General features: G+C 64.6%; 13 protein-coding genes. 2 read left to right on the forward strand and 11 right to left on the reverse strand.

Going from position 1 to position 16510, the window contains the following annotated elements:
* Positions 1-40: 40 nt before the first annotated feature.
* Positions 41-1489, forward strand: coding sequence for an O-antigen ligase family protein (locus WBG82_RS05750; RefSeq protein ID WP_424422478.1), 1449 nt, complete (start codon positions 41-43; stop codon positions 1487-1489).
* Between the two features lie 4 nt (positions 1490-1493).
* On the opposite strand, the gene WBG82_RS05755 is transcribed toward WBG82_RS05750, so the two are convergent.
* From WBG82_RS05755 to WBG82_RS05780, 6 genes are all read right to left on the reverse strand, one after another.
* Positions 1494-2240, reverse strand: a complete 747-nt coding sequence (locus tag WBG82_RS05755; protein ID WP_424422481.1) for a hypothetical protein — start codon at positions 2238-2240, stop codon at positions 1494-1496.
* Position 2241: 1 nt separating this feature from the next.
* Complete coding sequence (locus WBG82_RS05760; protein ID WP_424422483.1) at positions 2242-4437, reverse strand: GumC family protein; 2196 nt, start codon at positions 4435-4437, stop codon at positions 2242-2244.
* A 169-nt stretch (positions 4438-4606) separates the two neighbouring features.
* On the reverse strand, positions 4607-5932 hold the full coding sequence (locus WBG82_RS05765; RefSeq protein WP_424422485.1) for an outer membrane beta-barrel protein: 1326 nt from the start codon (positions 5930-5932) through the stop codon (positions 4607-4609).
* Between the two features lie 148 nt (positions 5933-6080).
* On the reverse strand, positions 6081-6566 hold the full coding sequence (locus tag WBG82_RS05770) for a hypothetical protein (RefSeq protein WP_424422487.1): 486 nt from the start codon (positions 6564-6566) through the stop codon (positions 6081-6083).
* A gap of 241 nt (positions 6567-6807) precedes the next feature.
* Positions 6808-7413 carry a polysaccharide biosynthesis/export family protein gene (locus tag WBG82_RS05775; RefSeq protein WP_424422489.1) on the reverse strand — a complete coding sequence of 202 codons (606 nt, stop codon included), beginning with the start codon at positions 7411-7413 and terminating at the stop codon, positions 6808-6810.
* Between the two features lie 107 nt (positions 7414-7520).
* Entirely contained in the window at positions 7521-8285 is a 765-nt protein-coding gene (locus WBG82_RS05780; RefSeq protein ID WP_424422491.1) for a metallophosphoesterase family protein, read from the reverse strand.
* Between the two features lie 330 nt (positions 8286-8615).
* On the opposite strand from WBG82_RS05780, the gene WBG82_RS05785 reads away from it, so the two are divergent.
* Complete coding sequence (locus tag WBG82_RS05785; protein ID WP_424422494.1) at positions 8616-9626, forward strand: KpsF/GutQ family sugar-phosphate isomerase; 1011 nt, start codon at positions 8616-8618, stop codon at positions 9624-9626.
* A gap of 52 nt (positions 9627-9678) precedes the next feature.
* On the opposite strand, the gene WBG82_RS05790 is transcribed toward WBG82_RS05785, so the two are convergent.
* The 5 genes from WBG82_RS05790 to WBG82_RS05810 form a co-directional block, all read right to left on the reverse strand.
* Positions 9679-10425 (reverse strand): hypothetical protein, encoded by a 747-nt coding sequence (locus WBG82_RS05790; RefSeq protein ID WP_424422497.1) that lies wholly within the window; start codon positions 10423-10425, stop codon positions 9679-9681.
* 64 nt (positions 10426-10489) lie between these two features.
* The gene (locus WBG82_RS05795; protein WP_424422501.1) at positions 10490-12592 is read right to left on the reverse strand and encodes a tetratricopeptide repeat protein; all 2103 of its coding nucleotides are present in this window, start codon (positions 12590-12592) and stop codon (positions 10490-10492) included.
* Between the two features lie 146 nt (positions 12593-12738).
* The gene (locus tag WBG82_RS05800; RefSeq protein WP_424422503.1) at positions 12739-14172 is read right to left on the reverse strand and encodes a tetratricopeptide repeat protein; all 1434 of its coding nucleotides are present in this window, start codon (positions 14170-14172) and stop codon (positions 12739-12741) included.
* Positions 14173-14175: 3 nt separating this feature from the next.
* The gene (locus tag WBG82_RS05805) at positions 14176-15735 is read right to left on the reverse strand and encodes a tetratricopeptide repeat protein (protein WP_424422506.1); all 1560 of its coding nucleotides are present in this window, start codon (positions 15733-15735) and stop codon (positions 14176-14178) included.
* A gap of 173 nt (positions 15736-15908) precedes the next feature.
* Positions 15909-16510 (reverse strand): autotransporter outer membrane beta-barrel domain-containing protein (locus WBG82_RS05810; RefSeq protein ID WP_424422509.1); only part of this gene is annotated, 602 nt, incomplete at its 5' end.

The following is a 16510-nucleotide window of genomic DNA, read 5'->3' on the forward strand; positions in this document are numbered from 1 at the left end:
AGTGCAATGGCGCGCATGAGCATGTGAGGGGAAGGGGGACATGAGCGGCAGCAGCACGGGGCCCGCAACCGCCGGGGCGTTCGGACAGACCTCCGTGCAGACCCGTCCGCGCGGCGCGGAAGCCTGGCTCTTTCGTGCCCTCATCCTCATGGTGGCTCTCGCGCCGCTCCCGCTCGGCAGCAACCGCCCTCTGCCCGCCGCGCTTCTGGCGCTCGCCGCCGGCCTTCTGCTCGCGCTCTGGGGCGGCCTTGCGCAGTTCGGACGCCTGGGCGTCTCCGTGCCCCTCTCGCGCATTGCCTGGCCGGCCGCGCTCTATGCGCTCGCCTGCCTCTGGATCGTCTTGCAATGGGTTCCGGCCGCCCCGGATATTCTCGCGGACCCCATCTGGGCGGAGGCGTCCCGTCTCCTCGGAATCGAGCTGCCGCAACGCATTTCGGTCAACCCGGAAGCAACCCTCACCGGCCTCATGCACCTTCTCACCTATGCCGCGACCTTCTGGCTCGCCCTGCAGCTCGCGCGCGACGAGGACCGCGCGCGGCGCGGCATCCACGCGGTCGCGATTATTGGTTGCGCCTATGCGATCTATGGGCTCGTGGTCTATCTCAGCGGCAATGAATGGATCCTGATCTATCGCAAATGGTCCTATGCGGATTCGCTGACGAGCACCTTCGTGAACCGCAATTCCTTCGCAACCTTTGCCGGCCTCTGCCTGCTCTGCGCCCTGCACCTGATGCTCGCGCGCACCCGGCATCTGCTGGGCCTGAACCGGCCGGCCCGCATCAAGGCGGCCATGCTGATCGAGGAACTCACCGTGCGCTCGGGCTGGGTGACGATGGCGGTGCTTGCACTCTCGATCGCGCTGATGCTCACGGCCTCGCGCGCGGGCGTCATGTCCTCGATGGCGGGCCTTCTCTGCCTCGCGGCGGCCCATCTGAGCCGCCGCTCGACGAGCGCGGCGCAGCTGGCGCTCGTCGCGGCAATCCTGGCGGCAATCGTCGCGACATCGTTTGCCACCAGCGGCGAACTTCTGGCGAAGCGCTCGCGCCTCCACGATGTCGACAATTCCTTCGCCGATCGTAACCAGACCTACGCGCTGACGCTCGATGCCATCAAGGCCACGCCCTGGACCGGCACAGGCTTTGGGACATTCGCCGATGTCTTCCCCGCCTATCGCAACGACGACCGCCCGCAAGTCATCTGGGACAAGGCACACAACACCTATCTGGAAAACGCGCTGGAACTCGGCATACCCGCGGCGCTCGCGCTTGGCCTCTCCATCGCGCTGCTCGTCCTGCGCGCGGCGAAAGGCATCCGGGAAAGGCGGCGCGGAAAGGCCCTGCCCGCCATCGGCTTCGCGGCGGGCATCGTCGTCGGCCTGCATTCGCTGGTCGATTTCAGCCTGCAGATTCCGGCCGTCTCGGTTCTCTTCGCTTTCCTGCTCGGCCTCGCGGTGAGCCAGTCCTGGCCGCGCTCGGCGGACCGCGGCTAAGGCCTCAGCGTGCAGCAGCGGCGGCCGCTGCGCGCACACGCGCATCGAATTGCGCCAAGTCCGCTTCCGTGACGAGCGCATGGCGGCGGATCACCGCTCGCGCGCGGAAATCCGATGCGAGATAGATGGAAACGAGTTCGCCCTTGAGCGCATGGCACTTCCACAGAAGGGCAAGCTCCCGCCCCGCATCCGAGCGAAGATCCTCGGGCATCCCGTCCCAGTCGCGGAGCATGAGCCGGGCGCGGATCGCCATGCTCGCCGCCTCCCTTGGCGCCGTCAGATAGGACATGCGTAACAGGCCGGCGACCTCCCCGGACGGCGCGGCGCGCGCCGCCTCCACCGCCGCCAGAAGGCTCCAGCCGAGTCCGCGATTTGGCGCCGCCGCAACCATGCGCCGCAAGGATGCGGCGGCCTCCGCAAGCCGCTCGTCCGCATGCGAACCATCCCCGGCCGCGCCCGAAAGCCTGATCGCCAGTCGCGCGCATTCCTGTTGCAGATAGGCATCGCCGCCAAGCGCGCGCGCCGCCGCGCAATAATCGGCTCGCGCATCGGCGAGAACCGGCGGCTCGATCGCGATCGAAGGATTGTCGAGCGCAGCCGGAACGCGATCGGACCAGGTCGCTATGCCGAGATAGGCATGAATGCGCGGCAGCGCGATCAGCACGAGGCCGACGCCCGCGACGAGCGCCAGCCGCGCGGCCCATCGCGTCCGCTGCGAAGGGTGCCTCGCCGCCTCGCCCCGCGCGGCCATCTCAGTTCGAATAGTAGCGGCTGTAGCGTCCGTAATAATATCCGGCGCCGCCATAGCCATATTGCGCCTGCCGGGCCGTATCGACCACGGTCAGGATCGCGCCCGCAATATCGGCGTCGAAGGCGCGCAGCTCCTTGACGGCGCCCGACGCCGCCTCGCGCGGCGTCTCGTTCCAGCGAACGACAAAAACGATCTTGTCAGCGACCTGCGCCAGAACGCGCGAATCGGAAACCGGCAGAACGGGCGCCGTATCGAGCACGACGAGATCGTAAGCCTCGCGCGCTTCACGCAGGATGCGCCGCATCTGCGCCGAGCCGAGCACATCCGGCGGGTTCGCCGCGCCCGAGGCCACGGGAATGAAATCGAGGCCCGAAGGCGCATCCTTGACGACGACGTCGCCAAAGGCGGCGCGGCCCGCCAGACATTCGACCAGCCCTTCCTTTGGCTGCTTCACGCGGAGCGCGCGATGGACGGAAGGGTGGCGAAGGTCGCAATCGACAAGGAGAACCCGCTGGCCCGACTGCGCCGCCGCGCGCGCGAAGCTCACCGCCGTCGTCGTCTTGCCCTCATTGGGAAGAGCGGAGGTGAAGAGAACGACCTTCGGCGGATTGTCCACGCTGGAGAGCGACAATGCGCTGCGCAGGCTGCGCAACGCTTCCGCATAGGCCGACAAGGGCTTTCGCAAGAGATAGTCGTGCGGCAGCATCGGCTTGCCGTTCTCCCCGGCCTCCGCCGGAATGGCGGGAACCGAGACGAGATGAGGCAGGCTGAGAATTTCCTCGAGCTGGCTGCCGGTCTGCACGCCATTGTCGAGACGTTCGAGCAGAAGTGCGACGCCGACGCCGGTGATCAGCGAAATGACGGCCGAGATGCCGAACACGATGCCCTTTTGGGGGAACGAGGGCGAAATCGGCGCCACCGCTTCGGAGATGACGCGCGCATCGGCGGTCTGGAGATCCTGCTGCTGCGAAGTCTCCTTGAAGCGGTTGAGGAAGGATTCGTAAACCGCCTTGTTCGCGGACGCCTCGCGCTCCAGCTCGCGCAGCTTCACCTCCGCCTGGCCGTGCTGGCCTTGCGTGTCCTGCAACTCCTTGAGGCTGGTCTCGAGCGCCTTGACGCGCGTATCCGCGATCGCCGCCTCATTGGCGATGCTGTCGACGATGCGCCTCACCTCGGCGCTGATCTGCGCCTGCAGGTCGCGCCGCTGCGCCTCGATATTGACGATCGCGGGATGCCGCGGCCCATATTTCGTCGAGAGATCGGCCTTCTTGCTGGCAAGCTCCGCCTGTTGCTGCCGGAGATCGGAGATCGTCTTCGACTGGAGCACATCGACGACGGATTCGATGCTTCCGCCGCTGCCGAGAATCTGCCGCGCGCGGGAATATTTCGCCTGCTTTTCGGCGCGGTCGGCGCGCGCGAGAATGAGCTGCGCGTTGAGTTCGGAAAGCTGCTGCTCGGTGATGGTCGAGCCCCGCGAGCTTTGCAGCCCGTTCTGCGTGCGGTAAAGCTCGACCGCCCGCTCGGAATCGGAAACCTGCTGTCTCAGCCCTTCGAGTCGCTGCGAGAGCCACTCATTGGCCTGCCTCGTCGCATTGAATTTCGCTTCGAGCTGGTCGAGCACATAGGTCTCGGCGATCGCATTGGCGATCTTCGCCGCCTTCAGAGGATCGCGCGACGTGAAGTTCACGTCGATGATGTAGGTCATGCCCCGGCGGCGAATCTGTTCCGCATCGACGAACCTGTCGATGACGGCATCCATCGCCATTTCCTGCCGGCGCTCGGGCGTGAGTTCGGCATCGGCTTTGAAAAGCGAAGCCACCCATTGGCGCGGATCGAGCCAGGAGAGCAGCGAGGGCTTCGCCAGCTCGGCGTTGAATTCCTCGTCTTCGACGAGATTGAGCTTCTCGACGACCCGGCGCGCGATGGAGCGCGAGCTCATCACCTCGACCTGGCTGTCCGTCGTGGCGGAATCGGCAGGAAGCCCCGACATCACCGCCGTGAAATCGACGACCTGGGTGCGCTCCGGATCGAGCAGGACAAGAGCCTGCGCCGTGTAGCGAGGCGTCATCTGGAACACGGTGATCATGACGATCGCCGTGAGACCCGCCGCGATGCCCGCGATGACCTTGACGCGCCGCCTCAGGGCACGCGCGATCTCAAGCAGATCGAATTCGATCATCTGCCGATTCAGGGTCATCCCCTCGGGCTGAATCGCACTGGCGTGCATCTGGTCTTTCAGCGGCGCGTTCATCGTCTTCGTGCGTCCAGTTACAGGAGGTGAGCATCAGCTCGGGTAAAATAAAAGGCAGGCAACGGTTCCCCCGCCACCTGCCTCTGATCGCCTGGCGAAACTGACGTGATATCCGTCAAAGCTGTCCGCGAATCGTGAACATGACGCGGTTGCGCGAATAGTCGGCGCCGGCAGCGTTGGAGTCCCGCTTCGTGTAGTCGTAGTCGAGCCCCATCGCCACGAAACGGTTCAGGAGGTAGCTGACACCGACCCCGCCGCCATAATAGTCGTCCTTGCGCGGCGTACCCTTGTAGTCGTCATTCTCATAGGAGAGGTCGCCACGAAGGATCACGTTCCGCAGAAGTTCGTGATCGAGCCCGACACCGACGACCTGCCGGAGATAGCCCGACGAACCGCCGAGATCCGATTCCTCGATGGTCGATGCCGCATTGAAGCGAACCGTGCTCAGCGGGGTCACGTACCAGTTGACATTGGCGCCGTAGGACAGGCCGCTCACATCGCTCAGCCCCGTCGCATCGTAGTTCTGGCGCTGATAGCCGACATAGACCTCGCCCGATGCGAGAGTGGACAGCTTGAAACGCGAACCGACAACGGCTTCATAGCCCTTCGAATCGCGATCCTGGATCGGCATGCCGATATCGTAGCGGCGCTGATTGAGGCTGCCCTGAACGAAGACGTTGGTGTCGGGCGAAACGTCATAGCCGGCGCGCAGCTTCTGCGTATAGACGTCACGGTCGCGCAGATCCTCGTCGAGGATCGGCCCGGCCGTCGATGCGACGTCCTCGTAGTTGAGCCGCGTATAGGCCGCGCCCAGCGTCGTGGTCACGCGGTTGAAGCGCTGGTTGAAGGCGATGCTCGCATCCGTCTGCTTGTACTCGACGGGCTCCGCCGCCGTCGTGGACGAGAAGGTCGCCGAACCGCGATCCTCATGCTTCTGCGCATGGGCGAGGGCGCCGGTCACATTCGTGTCGCGCAGAATGTCGAGGCGGCCATCCATGCCGAAATCATAGCCGGTCTTGTTCTCGCTCGAATTGTCCGCGAAGTAGGAGCGCTGGAGCCCGGCGGTCAGGTTGAGCGAGTGGCGGCTCCAAGTCGAGATCACATCGACGCGCGGGTGCACGCTGGTGATGAAATCGCTGTCCTTGTTGCTCTCGGTGGCGAAGATGTTGTCGTCATAGGTTTCCGCGACCTCGATCGAGGGCAGAACCACGAACGATCCCGCGCGAAGGCCGACCGCGTCATAGCCGGGCCGCGCTCTCTCGTTCACGCCCTGTCCGCGGACATCCTGCGTTTCGGCGGCGCCTGCCGGGGCCATGCCCGAACCGCTCCAGTTCTTCGCCCCCGTATTGGCGGTGAGATCGGCGGCCATGGCGCCGCCCGCGCCTGCCACCAGCAGCAGTGCGGTCGTCGTCAACAGCGAGCGAAAGGGAACACGCGGCATTTTTGGCCTCATAGCGTTCGAGATTTCGGGAGGTGGTGGAGAGAGCTGTCCGCTCTCTCCCGGCCTTGATTCGGAGAAAGTCCCCTTCCCTCGCGATCGGGGAGGCCCATCGGGCAGCCGCTCGCAAACCGGCCGGGGACTGATGAAATCAATTCGGGCTGGCAGTACCGCCCGAGCTCTGCGTGCCGCCATTGACGCCGACAACGGTCGTCGGGGCGGTGCCGCCCGGCGCGCCTTCGCCCGAACTCTCGCCACTGCTGACCGTGGAGGCATAGGCGTCCTTCACGCTCGGCTCGGCGCTTGCGACGAGGTCCGAAATCTTGGCTGCATGTTCGGGGTTGGAAAGACCGAGCGTCGAGGCTGCCATGCCGAGACCCTTGCCGACCGCCGCCTTCTGCGCGGGCGTGGCGCTCTCCAGCCCGGCGAGAATGGCCTCGGCCGCCGCGACAGGATCGCTCGAATTGGTAATGAGATCAGCGATGGCCGCCGCCAGCGCGTCGCCGCCGTCCGGATTGGCCGTGAGCACGGCGCTCAGATCGATTGCCGCTTCGGCCCGAGCCTGCCCCGGAATGGCAACCGATGCTCCAATGAGCAGGCCCGCCGCAAGCGCCGCCGCACAAAAACTCTTCATCATGGCGTTAGTCCCCCTCAGCCCAGCGTCGATGAGGCCATGCCCCAACCGCAATACTCTGATTTGCCCAATAGCATAACACGCATTTTACCCTGTCAAAATACGCAGCCAATTCGTTAAGAAAAGGTTACCGCGCGCCGCCAGGGTTTCGGCGCACACGAATGTTTCGTGCGAGATCGGCACATTTTTATTCTTGGAAGGCGGCATCATACGCGGCCCGATATCACGATCAGGGCGAGACGCATCAGAAGAAACGCTCCGGGATCCGCACAATATCGCCCGGCAGCACCTTGACCGACTGGGTCGCCGGATATTGCACCTCGCCCCCGTTGCCTCGCGTGATGTAAACCGCGTCGGTATTCGCACGATAGGTATAGCCGCCGCCGACCGCCACCGCGTTCAGCACCGTCATACCGTTCGTATAAGGATATTGGCCGGGCTTGCTGACCTCGCCCATGATGTAGAAGGGCCGGTAGTTCAGAACCTCGGCGCTCACCCTCGGATTGGTGAGATAGCCATTCGCCAGATGGTCGGCGACTTCCTTCTCGAACTGGGCGAGCGTCAGCCCCGCCGCCTGCACCTGCCCGATGAGCGGCAGCGAAACCTTGCCCGAGCCCGTGACGTCGAACTCGCCGGAAAGGTCCTGCTCGCCATAGACGATGACCCTGAGCTTGTCGCCCGTGCCGAGGAAATAATCCATCGCCGGGTCGCCCGCCACTGCCTGGTCGGCGCCCGCGCCGGGTTCGGCAAGAACGGGGGCGGCTGCGAAGACGACGAGCCCAATCGCCACGGCAACACCGGCAAGCGAGGCGACGGTCCTGCGTGCGAGCGTCGGAATCCAGCTTCTCATCAAGTCTCTCTCTTTCGGTGAGGCCGCAGCCCGCTGTCTCCCGGCGATCCGGATATGCCTGATTGATCAGGAAGGTAATTGATTCTAGGTCAACTGACCATGAAGCATCAACCCGCCATGCGCCTGCTGGCGGAGGCTTCCGTCTGGATGATGCGCCGCGATGTCCCCTCGAGCACGAGTGCCGTCAGAACGCCTGTCATATAGGCACCCGTGTCGATGCCGATGCGGTTTTCGCGGATCACCACTTCCTCGCGCGGGGTGTGGCCGTGAACCACGACCTTGCCGAAGGAGCCGCGGGCATCGAGGAACTCGTCCCTGATCCAGAGCATGTCTTCCTCGATCTGGCGCGAGAGCGGCACGCCCGGCCGCACGCCGGCATGAACGAAGAAATAGCCGCCAAGCTCCACTGCGACGGACAGCGTTTGCAGAAAGCGCTTGTGCGTCTCGGGCAACACTGCCTCGAAATGCACGCGCGCGCGCTCGAAATCCGCGGGGTCGTCCGAAAGCGCCAGTTCCTGAATGCCGTAGGAATGAAGCGTCTCGAGCCCGCCGAAATTCTTCCAGGTTCGCCCGAATGCAGCATCCCGGAGAAATTCGAGCATCGCCGCCTCGTGATTGCCCTTGAGATGGATCGCCTCGAACCCCGGCAGCGTGCCCGAGGTGAGGCGGTCGAGCACCTGCTTCGACTGCAGGCCGCGATCGACATAGTCGCCGAGGAAGACGAGGATCTTGCGCACCGCGCCCGATGCGGACTGCCCGTCCCGCTCGATCATGGCGAGCAGCTCGCCCAGCAGGTCGTCGCGGCCGTGAATATCGCCGATCGCATAGAGCCGCATGCCATCGGGCGCGGCCGCGGGCGCATCATCCGCCATGCCCGCAACCTCTCGGAATCGTCTGACGAACCGGCCGAACACGCTTTCACCTGACCCTTCGACGGCACTTCGATGCGCCGCCGCCGCGCCGTAACGCCGGGGCCGGCAAGCCTGCATCGATTCGCTTGAACGATACCCGTTCCCGGCCCGAGGGCAAGATTGGAGGCCATGAAAGCGCTGCGGACCGGCGCCCCGATGGTTTAAACTGCTTCATCGGAGCCGGACAGCGACACCCGCCACCGGCCCCGTGCCTGCGCAGAGGCAGGAAGCCGCTCACTCTGGTAGAAGACTGCCCATCGGTCCCTCCCAGGGCCGCCTCCTGTAGCAGCCATGGGCAAATTGAAGGACGCTCAGCGCGTGTCGAACGAACTCTCCACCTCGGCCCCCGCGGACCATCTCGCCTCCGCCCGCCGCACACTCGATCTCGAAATCGCCGGCCTGCGGGCGCTCGCCGCCTCGCTCGACGGCCCCTTCAACGAGGCCGTCGACCAGCTCGTCACCGTGAAGGGCCGCATCATCGTCACCGGCATGGGCAAGAGCGGCCACATCGCCCGCAAGATCGCAGCGACCCTCGCCTCCACCGGCGCGCCAGCGCAATTCGTGCACCCAGCAGAAGCAAGCCACGGCGATCTCGGCATGATCACGCGCGACGACGCGATCCTGGCGCTCTCCTGGTCGGGGGAATCGGCCGAGCTTCTCAGCATCATTTCCTACGCGAAGCGCTTCGCCATACCGCTGGTCGCCATCACCGCCGAGGCGAAGAGCGCGCTCGCCCAGGCCGCCAACATCGCGCTCCTCCTGCCGAAAGCCGAGGAAGCCTGCCCGAACGGCCTTGCCGCCCCGACCACTTCCACCACCATGCAGCTTGCGCTTGGCGACGCGCTCGCGGTCGCGCTTCTCGAATATCGCAACTTCACGCCCAGCGATTTCCGCGTCTTCCATCCGGGAGGAAAGCTCGGCGCCATGCTCCGCCACGTCGCCGACATCATGCACAAGGGCGAGGAGATGCCGCTCGGCCGCGCCGACATGCCGATGTCTCAGGCGCTGATCGAGATGTCGCGCAAGAGCCTGGGCTGCCTCGGCGTCGTCGATAGCGCGGGCGCGCTCATCGGCATCATCACCGATGGCGACCTTCGCCGCCACATGGGCAGCGACCTTCTGGAAAAGCGGGTGGGCGACATCATGAACCCCGCGCCCAAGACGGTGCCCTCGACCATGCTCGCCACGGAGGCGCTGAACTTCCTCAACGAGCGCAAGATCACGAGCCTTTTCGTCGTCGAGAACGGGAAGCCCGTGGGCCTCGTTCACATTCACGACTTCCTGCGCGCGGGCGTTGTCTGAAGGGCCTGCTTGCCGGCGATCCCGCAACGGACCGCCGGCAGGGTATCAGGGCTCAGAAGGCGCCCTTCTCGATGCGGAAGATATCGGGCGACTTGGGGTTCGCCACATAGGCCAGCGACAGCGTGTAGACCTTCTTCTCTTCCTTCGCGTCCGCCTTCTTGCCGTCCGACGCGGCAGCCGGTTGCGCGACCGGAATCTCGCGATAGATCAGCCGGACGAGATGGCCGTCGGCATCCATGGCCTGAAAGGCGAGAACGCCGTTCTTGATCTTCCTGTCACGGATGATCGTTTTCGGATCGTAATTCTGCTGGGCGAAATAGCTCTTCAGCAGAAGCGCCGTCTTGGCGATGCTGACGCCCGTCGTCCCCGGCGTGACCGGCGTTCCCCACAGAATATTGACCTGAATGAGATCCTTGGATTTGTATCCGAGCACATAGCCGATCTCCGCCTCGCCCGTCTCGGGAATGAGGTCGGTCACGCGCACTGCCAGCGTCTTCGTGCGCGCCACGGCGCTTTCGACGGCGCGAATGTCATCGCCCGACTTGCCGAAGTCCGCTTTGATCGCCGCGCGGATGGCCGCCTCGTCGGCGCCGAACTTGGCGCTCCGGAAGCCGTTGATCTCACCATGCTTCGACGCCGGCTTGCCCGACGCTTCCTTGCTTTCGCTGGCGGCGGTGCTCTGCGCGGCGTTCTTCGCGCTGCGCGGCGCGGCTTCGCCGGGGCCAACGCTGGTTTTCCAGATGAGGATTCCGAGGCCGGCCACCAGCGCCAGCACAACCCATAGTCCGCGACGAATCATTTTCTGCTTCTCTTCCGAAAGCGATGAATACCAAAGTGAGACTTGCGACATTGTCCGATACCGATCAATAAGCCAGCGGGCCCAGTTCCCTGACGAGCGGCTCGACCAGCTCGCCATAGTTCCGCCACCGCTCGACCGACGAGGAATAGAGAGGCTGGCGCACCTGCGTCACGCTCGCCGTCTTCACGGGGCGTTCGGTCTTGTGAAATTCGAGGCAGGCCGCATCCCATTCGAGATTGCAATGGGAGATGATCCTGCGCGCTTCGGCTTCGAGATTGCCGACAACCTCCTCATACTTCACTTCGAGGATGTAGTGCTGCGGCAGAACCGCTTTCCAGTGCTCCATGAGCTCGTGATACTTCTGATAGTAATGCGCGATCTCCTTGAGATCATACGTATACGGCATATCTTCCCGGAACATCTTGGAGTAGCACGATATGCACGTGTCGACCGCGTTCCGCTTGCAATGGATGACCCGCGCATTCGGAAACAGGAGATAGATGAGGCCGACATAATAGTAGTTGGTGAGCATCTTGTCGGTGACGCGCGTCTTGCCCGCCGGAAGCGGAGGCAGGTGCTCCCGGTAGTAATTGACGATCGTCTGAAGCTGCGACTGCTCGATCAGATGCATGAGTTCCGGATAGCGCACGGCCGATCCGAACATGCGGTCGACTTCGGCGACGCCCCCATGCAGATATTTGACCTCGCCCGCGCCATAGATCTCCGGATGGCTTGCAAGGATCTGCTCGACAAGCGTGCTGCCCGAACGCGGCATGCCGACGATGAAGATCGGGCGCAGCGTCGGATCGCCAAAGCCCGCCTTTTCGGCGAGCAGCTTCGGCGTGAAGACGTGCCGGATGCGGTCGAAGAGCCTGAGCGCCGGCGTTTCGTCATAGTTGAGCTTGCGCCGCTTGATCGTCGCTCCGGCCATGAACTGCTCGAAGGCCTTGCGATGTTCCTTGATGTCGTCATAGGCCTTGCCGAGCGAATAATGCAGCGCCATGCGCTGATCCTCGCTGATGTCGGGGCGGCTCACGGCTTCCTCGAGGAAACGGATTTCAGTGTCGCCCGGCTTGAACTTCTTGGCCGCAGCGAGATTGATATGGGTCGGGATCGAGCCGGGCTCGAGTTCCGCCGCGCGCGACAGCGCCTTCCGCGCGCCCTCGAGGTCGCCGACCTCCAGAAGCGAGATGCCGAGATTGTTCAGGATCTCGGGCGCGTCGGGCTTGAGCGCCAGCGCCTTGCGGCAGTGCTCGATCGAGCCTGCGAAATCCTCGAGATCGCGGCAGATGCGCCCCATGAGGTTGAGCGCGCCGACATGATCGGGCCTGTTGCGCAGCGCGCGCTGACAGGCATAGAGCGCGCCCTTCGTCCGCCCGAGATCGAGGAGGTAGGATGCCATGATGATCATCGCCTCCGGCCGGTCAGGCTGAATGGCCATGGAGCGCGCGAGAACGCCCAGCGCCTCCTCGGGCTGCTTGCGATCCCAGAGCGTGAGCGCGAGATTGTTGAACGCCTCGATATAGTTTGGCCGCGCGCCGATGGCCATGCGCAGCGCCTGCTCGGCCTCTTCGAGATGGCCCTGCTCGCGCAGCGTGCAGCCGAGATTGCTCAGTGCCTCGGCATAGGTGGGGCGCAACTCGATCGCCTTGCGGTATTCCTCGATCGCCTCGTCGAGCCGCCTCTGCGCGCGCAGCGCATTGGCGAGGTTGTTATGCGCCTCGGGGAATTTCGGATCGCAAGCAATGGCGCGCCGGTAGAGTTCCTCCGCCCCCGCATAATCGCGCTTGTCGAAAAGCGCTATGCCGAGATTGTTGAGTCCCTGAAGATAGTTCGGGTCGAGCTCGATCCCGCGCCGCCCCGCTTCGATCGCCCGGTCTAGCTCTCCGATCTGGCGGTACATCTCGCAGAGATTGCTGTGGAAGCCGGCGACGTTCGGGTCGCCCTCAACCGCCTGCTCCATCCACTTGATCGCTTCCTTGGTCTGTCCGCCGCGATAGGCGAGAATGCCGAGAAGGCTCGCCGCGTCGTGGTTCCGCGGGTCACGCTCGATGACCTGGCGGCTCAACTGATGGGCAAGGCGCAGGCGCTGGGCCCGAAAATGCTCCCATGCGAGCCGCATGCTTTCCGCCGGGCCCACCACACTTGCCTGTTCCGAAACGCTCATTGAAATTTCAGCCCCTGCCTGCTCATCACCCCTGCCTGCTCATCAAATGCCGCGAGACGACGTCTCCGGCCAATCCGTCCGCCAACCGAAAGTATCTGCCGAATTCCCCCGCGGAGAGGCGTCCATTCTATCCGGCAAATCGCCTTTTACGAAGCCTTACCGCCGCCGACACGACCACCGGAAGCGGTCATTCCGGAGGCGGTCGACTGAGCGAGAGCCGTCCTCACATCCCTGATCACACCGGGCCAGTCGCCGGCCCGCTGCTGCCGGAATAGCCGCATCGAGCGATAGAGCGGCGTCGATGCCGTTCCGAGCCCCCAGCGCCAGTCCGGCACGGCGGCCAGCATGGTCCAGACCGGCGTTCCGAGAGCACCCGCGAGATGTATGAGCGAAGTATCGACACCGATCACGAGATCGAGCGCCGCAATGGCCGCCGCCGTCGCCGTCATGTTCGACACCTCGCGCGAGAGATCGATGAGCCCGGCGTCGAAGAGCGGCGCATCATCGGGCCCGGCGCCGATCTGGAGGCTGAAGAAATGACACCCCTCCACATCGAGAAGCGGCAGAAGTTCGCGGCCGGGCACCGAGCGCCGGGCATCGTCACGGTGATTGCTGTTGCCCGACCAGACGAGCCCGATCCTGAGCCCCGGATATTGCGAGAAGAACCGCCTGAACCCCTCGACCTTCGCTTCCGGCGCGTAGAGATAGGGCGCGCCTGTCTCCGACCAGAAGCGCCCTCGCCCCACCAGCCGCAAAAGGCTCATGATCTCGAAGTGATGGTCGGCGCCTTCAGGCTCCGCGTCCCACGGCAGGATCGTCACAAAGGGAAAGTTCAGATCGATCAGCGGCGCGAGTTTCGGCGGCAGTTTTCCCGCCAGCCGAAGCGGGCCCTGCGCCATGAGGGCGGGGAAGAAGCGCATGCAGTGGATCGCATCGCCAAGCCCCTGCTCGCTCCAGAAAAAGAGCTTCTTGCCGACAACCGGCTCGCCTCGCCACATCTGGCCCGGAGGCGCGGTGGGCCGCAGCGGAGGACGGCCCTGCGGCCGCGCCTCGGGCACGGCGAGGCGCCACTCATATTCCGCAAGCCCCCCATCCACATCGCCGAGCAGCATCCGCAGCATGGAGCGGCGCAGATGAAAGGCGGCATTCCTCGGATTGATTTCAACCTGGCGCGTGAGGCAGTCGAGCGCGCCTCGCACATCCCCCATCTCCAGCAGCACGGCCCCGAGATTGTTGAGCGCGAGGATATGTGCGGGATCGAGCGCCAGCGCGCGCCGTGCTGCCTCGGCCGCCCGTTCCGTATCGCCCGCTTTGCGATACATCTCACAGAGATTGGCATGAAAGGTCGCATTGCGAGGATCGCCCTCGATCGCCCGCCCCATCCAGCCAATCGCCTCGCCCGTCCTGCCGGTCCGGAATGCGACGAGCGCGAGAAGATTGGCCGCGTCGTGATCGTCCGCCCGTTCGTCGATCGCCCTGCGGCCCAACGCCTCCGCGAGATCGAAACGCTGCGCGGCAAAATGCGACCAGGCGAGCTTCATCACCTGCGCATCGCCGCTCTCGCTTTCGCCACCCGCCATGCTTCAGCCCTGGCGGCGCGCCGCCACGGTCTGCTCGAGCGCAACCGCAATGTCCTGAACCACGCCGGGCCAGTCGCGGCGCTGCTTCTGGCGGAAGAGGCGCATGGAGCGATAGAGAGGCGTCGTGTCCGCGCCGAGCCCCCAGCGCCAATCCGGCACGCGGGACAGCATCGTCCAGACAGGCGTGCCGAGCGCGCCGGCCAGATGGATGAGCGACGTGTCGACGCCGATGACGAGATCGAGCGCCGCGATCGCGCCCGCTGTCGCCATCATATTCGACACGTCCTTGGAAAGATCGGTCACGCCTTCCTTGAAGAGAACGGCATCCGCCGGCTTCGCGCCGATCTGCAGGCTGTAGAAATGACACCCCTCGACCTTGAGCAGCGGCAAAAGCCTCTCGGCCTGCATTGAGCGGCTGTAGTCGTATTTGTGCGAGGTATTGCCCGCCCAGACGAGGCCGACCTTGAGCCCGTCCTTCCCGGCGAAACGATTTCTGAAGATCTCGACCTGATCGTCGGACGCGGAAAGATAGGCATCCTGAGGATCGCGCCGCTCGACCGGATAGGACAGAAGAAGCGGCAGGCTCATCAGCGCGCAATGGAAATCGGCGCCATCGGATGCAGGCGCGGACCGCACGACCTCGACAAACGGGAAATTGAGTTCGGCCAGGCGCTGCAGGCCCGTCTGCGTCTGCAGGATGATCGCGCCGGGCCGCCGCGCCGCCAGCGGCTTCAGAAACCGCAGATATTGGAGCGCGTCGCCGAGTCCCTGCTCGCAATGAATGAAGAGCCGCTTTCCCTCGATCGGCTCGCCCCGCCAGAGCTGGCCGGGGAGATTGCGCGGACGGATGCCCGGCATGGCGAGCCGCCATTCATATTCGGCGAGGCCGCCCTTCAAATCGCCCTGCAACATCCGCAGCATGGCGAGTGAGATACGGGCATTGGCATTTTTCGGATTGGCCTCGATGGCCTGCTGCAACCGCTCGGCTGCAAGGCCGAACTCGCCCTCCTCCCGATAGTTCAATCCGTCATTGACCATCGCTTCGGAATAATTCGGCTGAAGCGCGATCGCCCGCGCGAAGGCGTCATGCGCCTCTCCTTCGCGCTCGAGACGCACGAGCGCATTGCCGAGATTGTTCCACGCATGCGCGAATTGCGGATTGCCGGCAAGCGCCTTGCGGTAGCACTCCTCGGCCTTGGCGAAATCTCCGCGGTCGTAATGGATGATGCCCAGATTGTTCCAGGCCTGGGAATTCCTGGAATCGAGCGCGATCGCGCGCTCACCGGCGGCAAGCGCGGGCTCCGTCTTGCCGCGCAGCCTGTACATCTCCGCCAGATTGGCGTGAAAGGCCGAGGTCTGCGGCGCAAGCTCGATCGCCTTCTCGATGAACTTGATCGCGCGGTCGAGCCGGCCCTGCCGGTAGGCGACGACACCGATCAGGTGAAACGCATCGGCATTGCGTGCCTGACCGTTGGCCACATCCTGCGCCACCTTTTCGGCTTCCGCCAGGCGGCCCGCATCCATGAGATCACGCGCAAGCTTGAGCGCCTCTTCGACGGACATCCAGCGCTTCGGCGCAGCCCCCGCATCGGCGCGCCGCGGCGCTGCCCCCTCCCTCGTCTCTACCATGCACCCACTCTCTGTCTGGAAGGCGGTCAGTATAGTCACTTACGAAAAGGAGCGGCAGTATTTCTCTGCCGCTCCCCAAACTCGTCCGCTGGCTGAACCTGCGAAGTTTAGAACTTCAGCCTCAGGCGCAGCGATGCGGTGCTGTCGGTGTAGTTGCTCGAGAAGTCACCATTGTACTCGACCGTACCGTCGATCCCGTCGGTCAGCTTCAAGGTGACACCGGCACCCACGATCGCCGCATCCCGCGCCGCATTGGCGCCGGTGACCGTGAAGGCACTGCCCGGAATGCCCGCCAGCGAAGCCGTCGTCGACGGGTTCTGATCGCCGAATGCGTGCCTCCAGCCGAGCGCCAGCTGTGGCGTCCACTCCGTTCCGCCACCGCTGCGGAACGTCTGGGACCACCTGACGCCGATACGGCTGTTGGCCGTGGTCGCCGTCTGCTCATCCAGCGTCAGATTGAACGGCGCCGCACCCGTCTCCGTCGAGCCGTCCACCGTCGTGCGCGTGTAGAGCAGACCCGCGAAGGGCGAGAGCTTCGCATCGTTGCCGAGGTCGAAGGCATAGCCGAACTCGGCGCCCGCAGAGACCGAGCTGCCATCCGGCGAGCGATGGGCCGAATAGCTCGTCCCGAGCACGGTGAAGCGGCGCTCCATGCTGTAGCTCTGGTGGCCATAGCCCAGCATCGCATTCATGTAGAGCGAACCGACCT

The organism is Parvibaculum sp. (assembly GCF_049671045.1).
GTDB lineage: Bacteria > Pseudomonadota > Alphaproteobacteria > Parvibaculales > Parvibaculaceae > Parvibaculum.

Coding starts and splice junctions, on each gene's coding strand:
- WBG82_RS05800 (WP_424422503.1), bottom strand. CDS start 14,172: ATGGCGGGTGGCGAAAGCGAGAGCGGCGATGCGCAGGTGATGAAGCTC.
- WBG82_RS05755 (WP_424422481.1), bottom strand. CDS start 2,240: ATGGCCGCGCGGGGCGAGGCGGCGAGGCACCCTTCGCAGCGGACGCGA.
- WBG82_RS05805 (WP_424422506.1), bottom strand. CDS start 15,735: ATGTCCGTCGAAGAGGCGCTCAAGCTTGCGCGTGATCTCATGGATGCG.
- WBG82_RS05775 (WP_424422489.1), bottom strand. CDS start 7,413: ATGAGAAGCTGGATTCCGACGCTCGCACGCAGGACCGTCGCCTCGCTT.
- WBG82_RS05790 (WP_424422497.1), bottom strand. CDS start 10,425: ATGATTCGTCGCGGACTATGGGTTGTGCTGGCGCTGGTGGCCGGCCTC.
- WBG82_RS05785 (WP_424422494.1), top strand. CDS start 8,616: ATGGGCAAATTGAAGGACGCTCAGCGCGTGTCGAACGAACTCTCCACC.
- WBG82_RS05795 (WP_424422501.1), bottom strand. CDS start 12,592: ATGAGCGTTTCGGAACAGGCAAGTGTGGTGGGCCCGGCGGAAAGCATG.
- WBG82_RS05760 (WP_424422483.1), bottom strand. CDS start 4,437: ATGACCCTGAATCGGCAGATGATCGAATTCGATCTGCTTGAGATCGCG.
- WBG82_RS05765 (WP_424422485.1), bottom strand. CDS start 5,932: ATGCCGCGTGTTCCCTTTCGCTCGCTGTTGACGACGACCGCACTGCTG.
- WBG82_RS05750 (WP_424422478.1), top strand. CDS start 41: ATGAGCGGCAGCAGCACGGGGCCCGCAACCGCCGGGGCGTTCGGACAG.
- WBG82_RS05770 (WP_424422487.1), bottom strand. CDS start 6,566: ATGATGAAGAGTTTTTGTGCGGCGGCGCTTGCGGCGGGCCTGCTCATT.
- WBG82_RS05780 (WP_424422491.1), bottom strand. CDS start 8,285: ATGGCGGATGATGCGCCCGCGGCCGCGCCCGATGGCATGCGGCTCTAT.